10 protein-coding genes are annotated in these 16272 nt (G+C 54.9%); 6 read left to right on the top strand and 4 right to left on the bottom strand.

Annotated features, from left to right (window positions below):
- The first annotated feature begins 216 nt into the window (after positions 1 to 216).
- Complete coding sequence (locus tag LZ463_RS10510; protein WP_241455579.1) at positions 217 to 2631, top strand: phosphocholine-specific phospholipase C; 2415 nt, start codon at positions 217 to 219, stop codon at positions 2629 to 2631.
- A 203-nt stretch (positions 2632 to 2834) separates the two neighbouring features.
- Here the strand turns inward: LZ463_RS10510 and LZ463_RS10505 are convergent, their stop codons facing one another.
- Positions 2835 to 3158, bottom strand: a complete 324-nt coding sequence (locus LZ463_RS10505; RefSeq protein ID WP_241455578.1) for a DMT family transporter — start codon at positions 3156 to 3158, stop codon at positions 2835 to 2837.
- Positions 3159 to 3610: 452 nt separating this feature from the next.
- Between LZ463_RS10505 and LZ463_RS10500 the strand changes: the two genes are divergently transcribed.
- Together LZ463_RS10500 and LZ463_RS10495 are read left to right on the top strand one after the other, a co-directional pair.
- The gene (locus LZ463_RS10500; RefSeq protein ID WP_241455577.1) at positions 3611 to 3952 is read left to right on the top strand and encodes a hypothetical protein; all 342 of its coding nucleotides are present in this window, start codon (positions 3611 to 3613) and stop codon (positions 3950 to 3952) included.
- Between the two features lie 101 nt (positions 3953 to 4053).
- Positions 4054 to 4389, top strand: coding sequence for a hypothetical protein (locus LZ463_RS10495; protein ID WP_241455576.1), 336 nt, complete (start codon positions 4054 to 4056; stop codon positions 4387 to 4389).
- A gap of 260 nt (positions 4390 to 4649) precedes the next feature.
- Here the strand turns inward: LZ463_RS10495 and LZ463_RS10490 are convergent, their stop codons facing one another.
- Complete coding sequence (locus LZ463_RS10490; RefSeq protein ID WP_241455575.1) at positions 4650 to 5294, bottom strand: formylglycine-generating enzyme family protein; 645 nt, start codon at positions 5292 to 5294, stop codon at positions 4650 to 4652.
- Positions 5295 to 6167: 873 nt separating this feature from the next.
- Between LZ463_RS10490 and LZ463_RS10485 the strand changes: the two genes are divergently transcribed.
- The 3 genes from LZ463_RS10485 to LZ463_RS10475 are packed head-to-tail and all read left to right on the top strand — an operon-like array spanning position 6168 to position 9193.
- The gene (locus tag LZ463_RS10485) at positions 6168 to 7190 is read left to right on the top strand and encodes a phospholipase C/P1 nuclease family protein (protein ID WP_241455574.1); all 1023 of its coding nucleotides are present in this window, start codon (positions 6168 to 6170) and stop codon (positions 7188 to 7190) included.
- 8 nt (positions 7191 to 7198) lie between these two features.
- A complete protein-coding gene (locus tag LZ463_RS10480) occupies positions 7199 to 8575 on the top strand; it encodes a peptidylprolyl isomerase (RefSeq protein ID WP_241455573.1) in 1377 nt (458 codons plus the stop codon).
- A gap of 27 nt (positions 8576 to 8602) precedes the next feature.
- A complete protein-coding gene (locus tag LZ463_RS10475) occupies positions 8603 to 9193 on the top strand; it encodes a hypothetical protein (RefSeq protein ID WP_241455572.1) in 591 nt (196 codons plus the stop codon).
- Positions 9194 to 9335: 142 nt separating this feature from the next.
- On the opposite strand, the gene LZ463_RS10470 is transcribed toward LZ463_RS10475, so the two are convergent.
- Positions 9336 to 10463, bottom strand: a complete 1128-nt coding sequence (locus LZ463_RS10470; protein WP_241455571.1) for an HAF repeat-containing protein — start codon at positions 10461 to 10463, stop codon at positions 9336 to 9338.
- Between the two features lie 486 nt (positions 10464 to 10949).
- The gene (locus LZ463_RS10465) at positions 10950 to 16028 is read right to left on the bottom strand and encodes a phosphorylase family protein (protein ID WP_241455570.1); all 5079 of its coding nucleotides are present in this window, start codon (positions 16026 to 16028) and stop codon (positions 10950 to 10952) included.
- Positions 16029 to 16272: the final 244 nt, after the last annotated feature.

The raw sequence follows: 16272 nt of genomic DNA, 5'->3' as shown, positions 1-16272 counted from the left end.
ACTATTATTTAATTTCCTGACATCACCCGGTGGGCTGGAATTGCCGGTGTAGTCAAGCTGCCACAGCTCTGCTCCTTGTCACCATCCCTGTCTTGTCTCTTCGCGTCTTTTTCTCATTGAAATATTGCTGACATATTTAAAATATATTATCTACTGGCAAATACACATGCCTGAGACAAGCATCAGGTCATGCCAAAACTAATGGGGACAGGGAAAATGATTTCAAACAGCAGACGGAAGTTCTTGCAGTTTTCTGCCGCAACAGCCGGCTCCGGCATCTTGCCGGGGCTGATACAGCAGGCCCTGGCGGTGCCGGCCAATAATATCACCGGCACCCTGGCTGATGTCGGCCATGTTGTTATCTTCATGCAAGAGAACCGCTCTTTCGATCATTACTTCGGGACTCTGGCAGGTGTGCGCGGTTTTGATGATCCGCGTGCCATTACCTTGCCCAACGGCTCACCGGTCTGGCAGCAGCCAAACCCGGCTGGCGGCAGCGTGTTGCCTTTTCATTTTGATGCAAAGAACACCAGCGCCCTGTCCGTCGGCACCAATCATTCATGGAAAGGTTCGCAACAGGCCTGGCAGGGCTGGGATGCCTGGGTCGGCAAAAAGACCGTGCAGACCATGGGTTATTTCGACCGTGGCGACCTGCCGTTTTACTATGCACTGGCTGACGCTTTCACGATCTGCGACGCCTATCACTGCTCGGTCTTTGGTGCGACCGATCCCAACCGCATGTATTCACTGACGGGCACCAACCAGGGGTGGCTGGGCGCCATGGGCAGCCTGTACAACATTGATGCCAGGGGTTATTACAATGGCGAACCGGCCAATGACAATATCTCGCCCGCCGTCACTGCCAGCGCACCCAACTGGCAGACCTATGCTGAAGTGCTCGAAGCCAACCAGGTCAGCTGGAAGGTCTATCAGGAGTGGGATAATTACGGCGACAACTACCTCGCTTATTTCAGGAACTTCCGCGTCAATGCCGACGGCAGCCGCCTGAGCAGCAACTCGCCGCTGTATCAGAAAGCACGCACACTGGCGCCAGGTGCCAGTGTCGGTGGCAGCCGGGGCGATGGCCTGGTCAGCGCCTTCGCCGACGACATACGCAACCGCCGCCTGCCGCAGGTATCATGGATATGCGCGCCGAATGACTACACCGAGCATGCGCCCAATTCACCCAATGCCGGTGAAAACCTGACGGCGCGCCTGCTGGCGGCGCTGGTGGCTGAACCTGAAGTCTGGGCCAAGACTGTGTTCCTGCTGATGTACGATGAAAACGATGGCTTTTTTGACCATGTGCCGCCAGACATTCCCCCCATTACGACCGCCATGGGGCGATCCACCCTGGCCGACAACGGCTACTATGAAAAATCCGGCACCGAACCGGTAGGCCTGGGGCCGCGCGTGCCCATGCTGGTGATTTCACCCTGGAGCAAAGGCGGCAAGGTCTGCTCACAACTGTTTGACCACACGTCCAAACTGCGCTTCCTGGAAGAATGGCTGGTCAATGGCCTGGGCAAGAGCCGCGCAGCCGTTACCTGCTCGCAGATATCACCATGGCGACGCACGGTCTGCGGGGACCTGACATCAGCATTTGATTTCAGGTCGCCAGACCAGAACTGGCCAGCCACGGTACCCAAAAGCGCTGCCTATGTGCCGGTCAGCGGCAAGCCTTATCCCGCACCGCCTGCGAACCAGGTCCAGCCAAGGCAGGAAGCCTACCAGGCGGCACAAGGGCCGCGTCCGGCATGTCGGTTGCCGTATGAGTTGGCTGTGCATGTTCGCGCCAATACCAGCAAGCAAGTGGAAGTCAGTTTCATCAACACCGGCACGACAGGCGCTGCCTTCATCGTCTATTCCAGGGCGCGCAGTGACGGCCCCTGGTACTACACGGTGGAGGCCGGCAAGCAGATACAAAATGAAATCTGGAACTGGAGCGGCGACAGCTATCACCTGGCTGCCTACGGCCCCAATGGTTTCATGCGCGAATGCAGGGGCAGCGTCACCGCAAGCAGCAGGCCAGAGGTGCAGGCCGTACATGACACTGCCAACGGCAAACTCTTGCTGTCCTTATCCAATGCCGACAGCAACCAGGCTTGCAACCTCACGATCAGTGACAATGCCAGCGGCTTGCTGGCGACGACCTATACCCTGGCCGGTGGCCAGACTCTGCGGCTGGAATTTGCACTGACCGACAGCTTTGGCTGGTACGATTTCAGCATCAGCAGTAGCAGCGATGCGCAATTCCTGCGCAGGCTGGCTGGCCATATCGAGGCGACGGCCAGCAACAGTTTCAACAACCGCACAGACCCGCGCCTTGGCGGCAAGCGCAATGAGGTGAGCCTGACTACCGCAACACCGCGCATCACGCACGGCAGCAGTGTCACCGTAAGCTATGCAGTGCCGCAGGCACAGGTGAACAGCAGGAACTGGATTGGTGTCTACACCGCCGGCGCAGTGCCGGGGCAGGTCAATTCACTGGTCTGGCAATATGCCGGCAATGCACAGGGCAGCATCACGCTCAATACGACCGGCCTGGCGGCAGGCAATTATGCAATCTGGTTTTTGTACAATGATGCGTACACACCATTGACAGGTCAGCTGGCCTTGAGCATTGTGTAGTTGTTGCCTGCATCAAAAAATGGGCCGCTCCAGTGTGCAAGATGGCGGTGTCATGTCGTTCAAACCATGTCGGGGGTGCCGTTGATCCGGCGTGCACCTAGGCCGACAACAAATCTCGCCGTGCTGCCGACATGGTTCTGATAAAAAACGCGTGATGACTGGCAAGAAAATGCATCAATTCTGCCACGTGGTCACGTACCCGTTCAATGACCGGCAGTGAGCTTGAGACCGGCAACGCAGGACACCAGGCCAAAGATCAGTGCGATACGTACCGGACTCACCGGCTCGCCAAAGCTGATCATGCCGATGACCACCGTACCCAGCGCACCTATGCCTGTCCAGACGGCATAACCAGTCCCCAGGGGAATGGCGTCCCTGGTCGCCATATCGAGCATCAGCATGCTCATGCAGAGACAGGCAATGAAGCCCGCAGTCCAGGGCATATTCTTGAAGCCATCGGTATAGCGCAGGCAGGTAGTGAAACCAACTTCAAAGAAACCACCCAAAATCAGATAAATCCAGGCCACTTAAATCTCCAGTGAAAACATAATGCTCAAACCTGGGATGCGTCAGGTTTTCACTACTATGCCATTTTTTTTGGAATTAGGCTGGACAGGGCTTTGTGCGTCACTTTTTGTGAGCAAGACATTAGTGGAATAGATATTTTCTGTTTATCCAGGCTTGCTGAAGCTGGATTCTTACGCTGCAAAAAAAAGACGCCTGCTCCAGGCAGGTGTCTTTTTTGCGTAATCTTTATTGCAGTTTTTATGTATACCTGTGCGCGTAACGCGCCAGCAGGCATTCTGGTTGACAGCACACATGTCGTTTAGAACAACAACACTAAGCTGCATGACATGTGGTTTTTTGCGTCAACGCAAGTTTGCTGGACAGCGTTTTTGGCTTACGTAGACTGACTACGAAACTGAAAAACAAACGGTTAAACAGTTAAGCAAACAACCCACACGAATAGGAAAATATCATGAACAAAATCATCACCGCACTCATCGCTTCCACCGTTCTGATGGGTAGCGCATTTGCACAGACACCCGCCAGCGCATCGGCTACTGCAAAACCTGCCTCTGCCGCCGCAGCAGCCAGCGTCGCCAAATCGGCACCGGCAGCCAAGGTCACTGCAGCGTCTGCATCCGCTTCTGCATCAGCACCAGCAGCGATGACACCGGCAGAAACCAAGCCAGCGGCTGACAAGGCAGCAAAACATGAAAAGCATGAAAAACACGAGAAGCACGAGAAGCACGCAAAAGAAATGAATAAAGATGAAATGAAACCTGCATCTGCTTCTGCCAGCGCCGCATCCAAATAAGTTTCAGGAAACGCGTTCAGTAATACACAAACCGGCAGCACGTGCTGCCGGGAAAAAATCAACAAAATCAATATCGCTCAACACTATTAAGGGAAACTATCATGAACAAGATCATCACCGCACTTATCGCTTCTACCGTATTGATGGGTAGCGCATTTGCACAGACACCCGCCAGCGCCAGTGCATCGGCTACTGCAAAACCTGCCTCTGCCGCAGCAGCTGCCAGCGTGGCGAAATCTGCCCCGGCCGCCAAAGTGACAGCAGCATCTGCATCGGCCAGCGCCAGCACACCTGCACCAGCAGCACCTGAAGCCAAACCAGCAACAGAGAAGCATGCGAAACATGCCAAGCACGACAAGCATGCGAAAAAAGACATGAAAGCGGACGATGCCAAGGCAACTGCACCAGCAGCTTCTGCCCCGGCTGCATCGAAATAAGCCGCTAAGAACGTGTTTGCGATCTGTAGCGAGCGAGTGTCAGCGGGGTGAAGAGCAGCGCAAAAGGCGGAATGTACTTAAGTACATGAGCATTTTGAGCAGCACATGAACCCCGATCACACTTGCGCAGTAAGATCGCGATCATGTTCTAAGCCAGCACCCTTGTCATGAGGGTTGCCATTGAAGAGATCGACGTGCCTTCCGTTTTGGATCGCACGTCGATTTTTTTGCGAGCCTGATAATCGTTGATACGCTGGCATTCACAGCGAGCGCGCCAGCCGAAAGCCGAGATCATCAATCTGGAATGTAGGGTGACTGCGCCGTCTGTTTGTTGCCAGGCAGCCGCGCTCATGATCCGCCCAGCCGCCGCCACGGAACAGACGGTAAGCACCATATACCTCGGGATCATACTGGTCATTACACCATTCCCAGACATTGCCCAGCATATCGTACAGACCCCAGACATTTGGCTGCTTTTGGCCAACCGGGTGCGGGCGGCCGGCAGCATTGCCGCTATACCAGGCGATATCGTCCAGATCACCATAACGTGCGGCATTGCTGCCGGCGCGGCAGGCAAATTCCCATTCTGCCTCAGTCGGCAGGCGATAGCCTTTGCTGCCCTGTACCAGTTCAGCACCGCTGTGATCGGCGGCGATGACATAGCTCTCTGCCAGCCCGGTTGTCTGTGACAGCAGATTGCAAAAGCGTACGGCATCGAGCCAGGACACGCTTTCCACCGGCGCCTGCCTGTCCGTATGAATGGAAGGAGACAGACCTGTTAGCGCCGCATACAGCGACTGTGTTACTGGCGTGGCTGCCATTTCATAGGCAGCCAGCCTGACCTGCCATTGACGGCCTGTCCTGTCATCGCGCAGGGCGATTGTGCCCGCGGGAACGGGGCGCATGCGCATGCCTGGATCTTGTAAAAAATCTTTCATGGTCAAAAAATGTATTGCCTTGATGGCGGAATAAAAAATGCCGGGATACTTCACTCGGCTATCCCGCCATGGTGGCAAGCTGGCCGGGCGATGATATCGGCGACCGGCATTGCTGCCGGCCTTCATGTCAAAGCGGGATCAGGGATGGGGTGTACAACAGCGCAAGCCTGTCTGGACGGCGAAGCTGCTGCATGGTGAAAAGTGAAGCCAGGCTTCCAAGCCTGTGTCGGTCAGCGATGTCATTGCTGATAGTCCTTGGTGTTCATGGATTTTTTGCGCATCGGTCAGATAGTTTTTATAGCCTGATATGGATACGGATGCTGTCTGCATATTACCGTGATTCAAAAAGACTGCCAAGCCTGGTGCGGCAGTCGGCGGTTCAGTCAATAAACAGGGATACAACAGGCATAGCGCGGCCAGGTGGTGTGTTCCTGCATAAACGCTCCGGCCTGATGCTTTTGCATGCAGCATCTGCTGTCTGGTTATTTGTGGATGACGCAGCATTTATCCCATGCTCAAACTGAGGCAGCAATCTGCTGCCGGTGTCAAAGGGTGCCAGCCTCATCCTGTCTGCTGTGCCTGCTTAATATATAAGCATAAAAAGTGACACAATGATTACATTTCATTAGTAGTCACATTCTAGAAAAAAGTGAAGTCTTTCATTTCCATTCATGTTAAAAAGTCAATGCACTGAAGTTGTGCAATTTTTAAGAGAAATTGTACGGATCAGGTGTTGGCTGCGAGCTTCTGGTGCGCCCTGTTCCGGGGACAGGGGCTTGTGGCGACGATCATTTCACTAGCCAAGTTTCGCTCCTTTTCAATCCAACACAAGGACGTTCCATGAAATTCGTATTTAAAATGGCTGCGGCAGCTACCCTGCTATGCAGCCTTGCTCCAGCACAAGCGTTCCAGCAAGAGACGCATCGCCGTATCGCGATCGACGCGGTCAACTTCATGAAAAACAACCCGGACAAGACCAACTACAACGCCCTGGTCAGTGGTCTGGCACGCTCCGGTATCAGTATCGACCAGTTCGCCACGGCCATGGGTCAGGGCGCTTATGATGTCGACGATTTTGCTGACACCTATATCTGCGGCGCAGTCACGGGCGATTGCCAACTGGCGCCGATCTGGGGTGCGGCACAAAGCATTGTCAAGTACACGTCTTACTGGCATTTCCAGAACCATACGGCAGGCCCTGATGTGCACGGCAATCCTTTTGGCGGCTACAACTATGCCAAGCTGACCGTGGCAGGTGATGTCGACAACCTGGCGGCGTCCTGGCTGGTCGGTGATTATCTGGATGATGGTCCTGGCGGCATGAAGGGCTGGTTTGGCGACGGCAGCAAATACAACACCTATGGCGTGACGGAAGCGCATTATCGCCTGGGCGGTTATTCCACACCGAGCCAGTATGCCGATTTTGAAAAAATCCCCTTCCAGCCTATCGACAACCTGGCGCAATACTGGTTCCAGCAATTCCTGGCCAGCCCCAGCCTGCAAAGCCTGGGCTTTGTCATGCATTCCACCGACCTGTTGCAACCGCACCATACCTGGACCACTTCTGCCCGCAATCACTCCGGCTGGGAACAATGGGTCAATGATTATTACTACAGCCAGAACCTGAACGACCCGGCACTGGTCAAGACAGCCATGGCTGACTTCACACCGCTGGCGCCCAATGCGACCGACATACGCCAGTTGCTGACCCAGGGCGGCACCTACTCTTACCAGAACGGCGGTATCGTGCTGTCTTCGACGGACCAGAATGACCGTGTCCGTGTTGGTCGCCAGGTCGTGCCCCACGCAATCGCCATGCTGGTGCATGTCATGAACCGTGCAGCCCTGCGTTTGAATAACTGAGGTCTGCCATGCACAGCACAGGCTACCTCCTGCAATTGAAAATGGGTTTTGTCACCTGTCTGTCTGTGCTGTGCTTCGCCACGTCTGCTGCAGGGGCAGACGTGGCCCCGGCATCGACTCCCGCATTGACTCAAAAAATGCCGCCTGAACTGGCCGCGCGCCTCAATGCCGCACCTGTCTACAGATTGACACTCGATGTACTGGCCCGGATGGCGCAACTGGAAAAACCCAATACCAGACGCACCGACATTGTCGACGGCATCATCAGCAACCGCCTGCTGGCCGGGGCAGTACGCAGCCGTTTCAGCGAAGAAGAACTGCATCCCGCAAGACGGGTCGCCTTTGAACCCGATGTGACGCTGGATAACCAGTTGAGTGGTTATCTGCGCACCGTGTATCGCAAAGAGATTGAAGCCAGCATCAGCAAGCTGCCAGGTGGCAGGCTGGACGCCCTGATACAGGAACAGGGCAAGCTTGAAGATGAAGAACTCAATACTGTTTTCGGTCCCAGGAACAGGGTGATGCTCGACTACAGCCTGAGCCCGGCGCAGCAGCTTGCTGCCGGGCGTGTACAGGTCTTGCGTTGCAACTTTGCACCAGCCGCCCAGATCAATCTGCAAGCCTTGTTCCGCCGCCAGAATGTGCAGGGCCGGGTGGAATTTTTTAATCGCAACCGTGACTTCATCCGCCAGCAGGCGCAGCTTTATCTGGCTAACCTGTATGTGCTGGACTGGGCACAACAGCGCTTTGGCGCCCCAGCACTGGCTGATTTGCGACAGGCGATCGAAGAAAAAAATATCGCACAAGCCGTCATGGGCCTGCATGGCATAGGCGCTGATACTGATTCTGAAAGCCGTGTGCTGAACCAGCTGGCAGCGCAGGTGAAGCCGGATGAAGTACTTGGCTATTTTCGCGCCCACAAGGAAGAATTCAAACGCATCATCGCCGTCAAGGCACGCCATATCCGCCTCGATAACGAAGCCCAGGCCAGGCAGGTCGCTGAACTGTTGAAGCAAGGCGGTGACTTTGCCAGCCTGGCGCAACAGTATTCGACTGCGCCTGATGCCAAACAGGGTGGTGACCTTGGCAGCATCGCACACCAGGGCAAGCTGCCCTGGCTGGCAGAACTGGCTTATATGCAGGAACCGGGCAAGGTATCACCACCGATACGTGCGGCAGTCGCACCCGATGAAAAAGCCTGGTGGGAAATCGTACTGGTAGAAAAACGCGCGGAAGGCTATCAGGACCCGGCGTCTGAAACCGTGCGCTATCAGGCCAGCCGCGCTCTGGCGCAAGAAAAAGCGATACGTCAGTTGTCGACCCTGCAGGCCCAGTTACGCAAGAGCGCCCGGCTGGAAATCAATCAGGACGCGCTGACAAATTAGACCATGAGTGAGTGAGGGAGTGCAGACATGAACAAAGCCATCTTCATCGCAGCATCTGTCGCCGTGACGGCGGGGCTGCTGGCCTGGCAATTCTGGCCATCGACGCAGGACAACCCGGTACCGCAACAACCTGCATCCACAGCGGCCAGCACCACTGCACAGGTCAGGCCAGAACAGGTACGCGCAGCGACGTGGCCACCCGCTTTTCCCGAGCGCAATGATGAAAGAAAGTATGTACCCCTGCTGCCTACCGGCCCGGAATTATCAGCCGCACAGAGCCTGCTGGCGACCCGTGATGGTGATCCGCGCACACCGCCCATGCAGCATGAGCAGTCTGCGCAAGAAACACCGAGCGCCGCCGAGCTGGCCGACCCCAAGGCTTACCAGCAGTTCGAGGCAAGGCAAAACACCCGTCTGTATGCCGCCTATGTACAGGCCGCCGATGAAGAAATACCACGCCTGCGCGAAGCAATTGCCCGTGCCCGCGACATGGGTATCCCACCGGCAGATATCGCCAAAGGCGAAGAAAAGCTGCGCCGCATCGCCGCCATGCAGGCGCAATTGCGCAACGAACATCCCGAGTTGCAACATGCAGGCGCCAAGCCGCCCATGAAATGACACCGGCCTGCACAAGAAAGATGCGGGTCAGGCCGGGCAATGCAGTAACGCAAAATTGGCTTAAACCAGACAAAAAATAAGGCGCAATATCATTGCGCCTTACCAGACTCATGGCTTGATGCTGTGGTCAGTTCATACTGACTCAGGCCCTGGAGGCATAGCCATCAAACAAAAGCCCCTTGAAGCGTTTGCGGAAGATCACCCCTATACCGGCCAGCAGCATCATCACCATGTTAAAACTCAGTATCCTGGTGCCGCCCAGATCGACAAATGGCGCAGTATTGGAATGCATGGTGGCCGCATTCAAGCCACGGTCATAGGTTGCGCCGATGACCAGTTCCTGGTTGTTGATGGCATTGGTCAGGTACAGCCCCTTGCCAGCCGGGTGCAGCAGCATCTTGTTGTCGCGCCAGACAAATGAGACACGCAGATCGATAGAGTCAATATCTACCGTACCGACCACATGGCCGGCATTATTGATGTCAGTGGCAAAACTGTTGCCCGTACCGATGATGGCGCCAAGGTCTGTCATGCGCTTGCCGTCATGGACAAAGGCATGCCAACGGCGGTCCGGCATTTCTGACGTACCAACGATCATGCCCTGGTCATTGATGGCCGTGGCAGAACTGTAGCGGCCACCGAGCGTGCCCAGGTCAACCATGCCGCGTGCCGCATCATACACAAAAGCGTGACGGAAGCCATCTGTGGTCGTCGCCGTACCCACGACCTGACCCAGGTTGTTGATGCCGCTGGCATAGCTGACTTTGCCGCCGAAGGTACCGAGGTCCTTGAGCGGCTCACCCGGCTGGCGCAGAAAGGCATGCCACTCGCCATTGGCCGTATCGGCAAAACCGACAGCTGTACCACTGTTATTGATAGCCGTGCCATGGCTGCTGGGGCCGCCCAGGGTGCCCAGTTCCTGCATGCCATTGGCCTTGCTGTAGATGAAAGCCATCCAGGTGCCATTTTTTCTGGAACTTGAACCGACGATCTCGCCTTTGTCATTGATGCGTTTTGCCTCGCTTTCTGTCTCATCGAGCGCATCCAGCGGGATCATTTTCCCCTTTTCAAAAAACACGGCATGCTGCCGGTCTTTCTCATCCTTGATCACCGCAGCCACCTGGCCAGAGGCATTCATGTCATACGCCACAGAGCCGCCTTTTTTCGGCGAAATGATGCCCAGTGACTGAGTGGTCGCACGGGCCTCAATACCAGCGTCAACACCCGCCATGGCCAGCAAGAGAAAACAGCTACGCAGTGCATGATGCATACAAAGATCCTTTCAGTGGGATTTTTTGCAGAAAAATGTGCGATGTAAATATACATCAATATTTTTTTGCTTATCATGCAAAATGGTAAAGCTGAATTAAATCAATGTAAGGCTCTAGAAACTCAAACAGGATTTGGCAAAATGGAGGTGGTGCACATCAATGATTGGGATCAGTGATCGACCGTGAGATGGATAAGCTAGATGCTAAAAATGACATCACTCATTGATAGGATTTACCCAAAATCACCCCAAAGCTTGCAGCTCACCGTGCTTTACAATTCGTTATACGCGCGCAGGCGGGTATCCATGCTTAATTAGCCTCGCCCGTCTTACTGTCTGTACAGGTCATCAACGATGGATTCCCGCTAAAAGCACGCGGGAATGACGGTTTGGGGGCATCGTGCTCATTGCGATAGCGGTATGACCGACGCAAAAACCGTCCGGGCCAATTTTGTGCAAACCCTGACTGACCCTCATCCCACCTGATTACGACAATGCATCCTTCATTTCATCAGGGCTGAGCTGCCAGACGACAGGCCAGTTGTTCTCATCCATGGCACGCCATTTCAGGTAACGCCATACATTTCCACTGGCGTTCAACAAGGTGTTGGTAGCGGGAATCCAGGCAGCAGCGCCACCGTCCATGATCGTACTGACGCGCAGTGTTTGCCCGGTGGCTGCATCCCAAAGGCGTATGGTGTTGTCGTCTGAAGTCGAGAGAATGTTGCGCCCGTCAGGTGAAAACACACAGGACGTCACCCAATCCGTATGTCCAACAAACTCCTGTAGCAGTGTACCGGTGGCAGACTCCCACAGGCGCAGGGTGCTGTCGTCTGAAGCCGAGAGCACGCTACTCCCATCAGGCGAAAACGCGCAGGACGTCACCCAATCCGCATGTCCAAAAAACTCCTGTAGCAGTGTACCGGTGGCAGTCTCCCACAGGCGTAGGGTGCTGTCGTATGAAGCAGAGAGCACACTATACCCATTAGGCGAAAACGCGCAGGACGTCACCGCACCGGTATGGCCAACAAACTCCTGTAGCAGTGTACCGGTGGCAGTCTCCCACAGGCGCAGGGTCTTGTCAGTAGCTGAGAGCATACTATGCCCATCAGGCGAAAACGCACAGGACAACACCGTACCTGAGTGTCCAACAAACTTCCGGAGCAGCTTGCCGGTGGCTGTCTCCCACAGGTGTAGGGTTCCTTCATATGAAGCTGAGAGCAGGCTATGTCCATCTGGCGAAAACGCGCAGAAGTGCACAATATCCCCATGTCCAGAAAACGTACGTAGCTGCGTGCCAGTGGCGGTCTCCAACAGGATCAGGTAGCCTTCATATGTACCCGAGAGCAGGCTATGTCCATCTGGCGAAAACGCGCAGGATGTCACACAATATGAAGTTCCAACAAACTCCCGTAGCAGCGTGCCGGTGGCGGTCTCCCACAGGTGCAGGCTCTTGTCGTTAGAACCCGTGATTACGTTAAACCCATCAGGCGAGAACGCACAGAAGGCCACCCAAGACGAATTACCAACAAACTCTCGGAGCAACGTGAAAGTGGATATCTCCCACAGGCGCAGGGTCTTATCTTTTGAAGCCGAGAGCAGGTTACGCCCATCAGGCGAAAACGCGCAGGACGTTACCCTATCCGTATGTCCAACAAACTTCTGTAGCAGCGTGCCGGTGGTGGTCTCCCACAGCCGCAGGGTTTCGTCGTCTGAAGCCGAGAGCAGGCTATGTCCGTCGGGCGAAAAAGCGCAGGATGTCACACAATCCGTATGTCCAACAAACTCCCGCAGCAGCCTGCCGGGGGCGATCTCCCACAGGCGCAGGGTCTTATCTTCTGAAGCCGAGAGTACACTATGCCCGTCAGGCGAAAAAGCGCAGGATGTCACACAATCCGTATGCCCAACAAACTCCCGCAGCAGCCTGCCGGTAGCAGTCTCCCAAAGTCGCAGGGTAGTGTCCGTTGAAGCTGAGAGTACACTCTGCCCATCTGGCGAAAACGCGCAAGACGTCATATGAGACGAGCACCTAACAATTATCCGTAGCAGCTTGCCGGTGGCGACCTCCCAAAGTCGCAGGGTAGTGTCCATTGAAGCAGAGAGTACACTCTGCCCATCAGGCGAAAAAACGCAAGATGTCACTGAAGACAAATGTCCAACAAACTCCCGTAGCAGTGTGCCGGTGGCGGTCTCCCATAGGCGCAGGGTCTTGTCAAGTGAAGCTGAGAGCAGTTTATGCCCATCTCTCGAAAACACACAGGACGTCACCGTATCCGCATGTCCAACAAACACTCGTAGCAGCGTGCCGGTGGCGGTCTCCCATAGACGCAGGGTGTTGTCATGTGAAGCCGAGAGCAGGCTATGCCCATCAGGCGAAAACGTGCAGGATGTTACGCCAGACGTATGCCCACGTAACCAGGCTAATTTTCTTTGTGCTTCCACATGATGCCCAGGCGGCACCCAAGCTGCCCGGATTTCTGACGCCACCTGCGGCCGCATCTGCATGCCATCTGCCGCTGCTTCAGCCCAGCTGCTATTTGCCAGTTCACAATGCAGTACCTCTGCCTGGTCGCAATGACTGTGATCAAACACAGCAGCACGCAAATCGACATTCCAGAATTTGGCACGTCGCAAATTGCCGTGGCTAAAGTTACAGCCTGCCAGATTCAGGCGACGATGTGTCTCGCTGCTAGGAAGGGGCGCTTCACGACGACTACCAAAACGCCAGTCGCTCAGGTCTGCACCCTGCAGGTCCATGCCATCCAGGCGCGGCAGGGGCCAGCCTGAAGCATGTGCACGCAAGCCGTAGGCTAACTGCAACTCACTGGCCAGCGCCAGGTAAGGGCTGCGCCACACCGCCAGTGTTTGCAAGGGGGCTGGCCCGCCAGCATCCGGGGCCCATTCAGCCAATAACTGGCCCAGAAAGTCCAGTGTTTCATTACTGACCATGGGCAGGCGCCAGGCATCGCGCGCATCAGCGTTGTCACTGAGCAGTGCCTGTAACAAATACTCTGCCAGAAAGAACTCTTGCAAGGAGGTATGGGCGAATTCAAAGCGGCTGTCTTTGCCCTCCACATCGACACGCTTGAGGAAGGTGGAATTGCGCAAATCTTCCTGCAATAGATCACGTGGTTTGGTTTGAAAGTCTTCATACGGACCTTGCTGCGCCAACCACTGACCCAGCCAGCTTTCCAGTTGTTTGGCTGTGATGCCTTTGAGTTTGTTGCGCCAGAAATGCGCTGCCAGTGCGCTTGCCAGTAGCAGCTTGTCTTCTGGTTGGAAACTCTGTTTTTCTTTGTCGCGGATCAGCCATTGTTTGGCCACTTCACGGTATAAGGTGGCGCCTGTCACGCGCTTGCCCTGAGCGCGCCACTGTTCCAGCATGGGCACAAAGTCGGCCACCAGTTTTAATGTGAAGGGCCGTCCGGCCAGCTCACGCAGGTTATGCACCGCCTCAATCTGCGCCATCAACTGTTCAATATTGGTATTGGGGAATACCGCTGTCATATAGCTGCGTATTTGCTGCTCTGTCAGCGGCTGCAATAGCAAGGCACGGTACTGGCTTTGATTGTGGCTACCTCGGTGTTCACCGGTCAAGTGATTGTCTTGTTCAGACAGCGAGCGAAAAAACTGGGTGCGACAGCTCAGCAGCACACGTGGCAGCTTGCTCTGGGCTTTGTTTTTTTGCCGCTCACGTGCCTCTGGCAGCACGCGCAACAAATTGGCTGTAAAACTCAGGCCTTGCTTGTCGCCTATGCGTGACAGCACTTCGTCAAGCCCGTCAAAAATCACCAGCGCACCGTTATCGATGCTGTCCACTACATCTTCATAAGTGGGCAGCACACCATCGGTTTGCAGATAACCGTTGCGCAAGCAATCGTTGATGGTTTCTTGCAGCGTGGGCACTTTTCCGGGGTGCAATGCGCTTGCAGCCAGCAATGTGTCTACCTTGCGCAAGTCGAAGTATAGCGGTGCTGGACTGTCGACGTTCTGGTTGCGCTGCTGCCGCAGGTGCGCCGTGACACGCTGTAGTGTGGTGGTTTTACCCATGCCGTATTCGCCAAGCAGGGCATAGATGGGGCGTTCTTCTGGCTCACTTAGCCAGGTCAGGATGTCGTCAAATGCGACGACCTTTCTGGGGTCATTGTCTTGGCTTTTCTGGTAACTTGCAGCCTCCAGAGCATGCAATTCTGCGCGATAACCATATTGGCCGCTTACCAGGTGCTTGCCGTCATCAATAACTTCGAGATGGACGCGTTCAAGGCATTGGCGACGCAAGGCCGTTGCGGCAAGTTTGTCGGTGACGGCGTTTGCTGTTGAATGTGGGCGTTCTGCATCTTCGGCAATGTCACCATACAGTTGTCCGTCATCAAGCATGGCCTTGATCACCATTGCCGCATTGGTCGCTGCAAGTTTTTGCTTGTTCTCTTTACCTTCGCCCTTATTGCCATCGGCAAAGTCGCAGATGGCTTTGACGACTATCCAGTCCACGCTTGTATCGTCGAGCGCTTTGGCAATGCCGGCGGCTTCCATTTCACCACCGACGATGCCCCCTTGCCCTGCTATGGCTTTCAGGTTTTCGCGATAGTCATGGTTGTCCACCAGCTTTTCGCCGGTCAGCATGCCGCCAAATTCCAGGGTGGGCCAATCAGGTTTGCTGTGATCATGTTTATTGCGAACATCAAGAGTCTCAAGCGTGCGCACCAGGCGGCGTGAGGCGGGAGGGCGGTCATTGGCCAGCGTGAAGCTGCCATTTTTGTTGACGCGTGCCGACTCATAGTCCACGATGAATTTGGAAACCAGCACGTCCCCCACTTTTTGTTTATGCTCGTCAACACCAAAGGCAATACCGACGCTGACAATGGCTGCGGGTTTGTAGGCCAGATGCAGATCACTGGCGGCGCGCTGTGATTCTCTATTACCCTGGCGGCTATGGTAGTGAAGCACGCGCACATTGCCATGCTGCCCTAACTCATCAACGCTGACCACTTGACCGGCATGGTGTTTGTTGGTGGCAGGCGGCGTACTGTCGTCTGCCCAGAAAGTCTTGCGCACGGCGGCAAACTCGTTCTCGTTGTAGGTGATCAGCGCTACCACAGGGGCTTCACCAACAGGCATGCCGGTCTGGCCTATGATGAGGCGATTTTCTGGTATGGCGCTTAAGCCCTCCAGTTCTGCAATAGGGGTTGGCGGCGGACCAGTGAACCACAATCTGCGCTTGGCCGTGCCCTGGTCTTTGGCTCCCTCATAAATAAATCCCAGCGACAGGCCTTGTGTCTGCGCAGCATCGGTGATGGTGCGTAACAGCTTGGACAGTTGTGCGCTGGCGCTTTTGGTTTCTGCCATGGGGAACAGAATCGTGTGCAGGGTCTTTAGTACGACCGATCCTTCGTCATCCAGGTTTTGCAAGATTTTGTCGCTAAGTTCGCGTGCAGCCGGACTGAGCTTGTCTTGCAGGCGACGCACTACATTATTGGCTTGTGCGCGACTTAATTTGCGGGAATTGGTAGGTGAGTCTTGCTGATTTGCCGGCTCTTTCTGAGTGGCTGGGGGAGGGATAGCCATGATGTGCCTTTTATCAGGAGGGATGGCAAATCTTAAAACGATTTGATTTAATGGTCAAGCTGTATTGGTAGCATTGGGTTGTATTGAAAAGATATAGCTATTTGTGTGGCAAAAAGGAGAGAATTTGCCTTTGTGTTAATGCTGCGTTCTATTGATTGACTGAGGAGGCAGGCGTCAAATGAAAAAAGGAGATCATCAGTATTTCGACTGGGGCGAGATGTACTGGCGTGGTCACAAGAGCAAT

This window comes from Undibacterium paludis, assembly GCF_022568815.1.
Classification (GTDB): Bacteria; Pseudomonadota; Gammaproteobacteria; order Burkholderiales; family Burkholderiaceae_D; genus Undibacterium.
The sequence above is the reverse complement of the archived record's forward strand: the minus strand, read 5'-3'. Positions and strand labels throughout refer to the sequence as shown.

Excerpts from the sequence above, each read along its gene's own strand:
- LZ463_RS10485 (WP_241455574.1), top strand. The coding sequence starts at position 6,168 with ATGAAATTCGTATTTAAAATGGCTGCGGCAGCTACCCTGCTATGCAGC.
- LZ463_RS10510 (WP_241455579.1), top strand. The coding sequence starts at position 217 with ATGATTTCAAACAGCAGACGGAAGTTCTTGCAGTTTTCTGCCGCAACA.
- LZ463_RS10490 (WP_241455575.1), bottom strand. The coding sequence starts at position 5,294 with ATGCGCCCCGTTCCCGCGGGCACAATCGCCCTGCGCGATGACAGGACA.
- LZ463_RS10470 (WP_241455571.1), bottom strand. The coding sequence starts at position 10,463 with ATGCATCATGCACTGCGTAGCTGTTTTCTCTTGCTGGCCATGGCGGGT.
- LZ463_RS10500 (WP_241455577.1), top strand. The coding sequence starts at position 3,611 with ATGAACAAAATCATCACCGCACTCATCGCTTCCACCGTTCTGATGGGT.
- LZ463_RS10475 (WP_241455572.1), top strand. The coding sequence starts at position 8,603 with ATGAACAAAGCCATCTTCATCGCAGCATCTGTCGCCGTGACGGCGGGG.
- LZ463_RS10480 (WP_241455573.1), top strand. The coding sequence starts at position 7,199 with ATGCACAGCACAGGCTACCTCCTGCAATTGAAAATGGGTTTTGTCACC.
- LZ463_RS10495 (WP_241455576.1), top strand. The coding sequence starts at position 4,054 with ATGAACAAGATCATCACCGCACTTATCGCTTCTACCGTATTGATGGGT.
- LZ463_RS10465 (WP_241455570.1), bottom strand. The coding sequence starts at position 16,028 with ATGGCTATCCCTCCCCCAGCCACTCAGAAAGAGCCGGCAAATCAGCAA.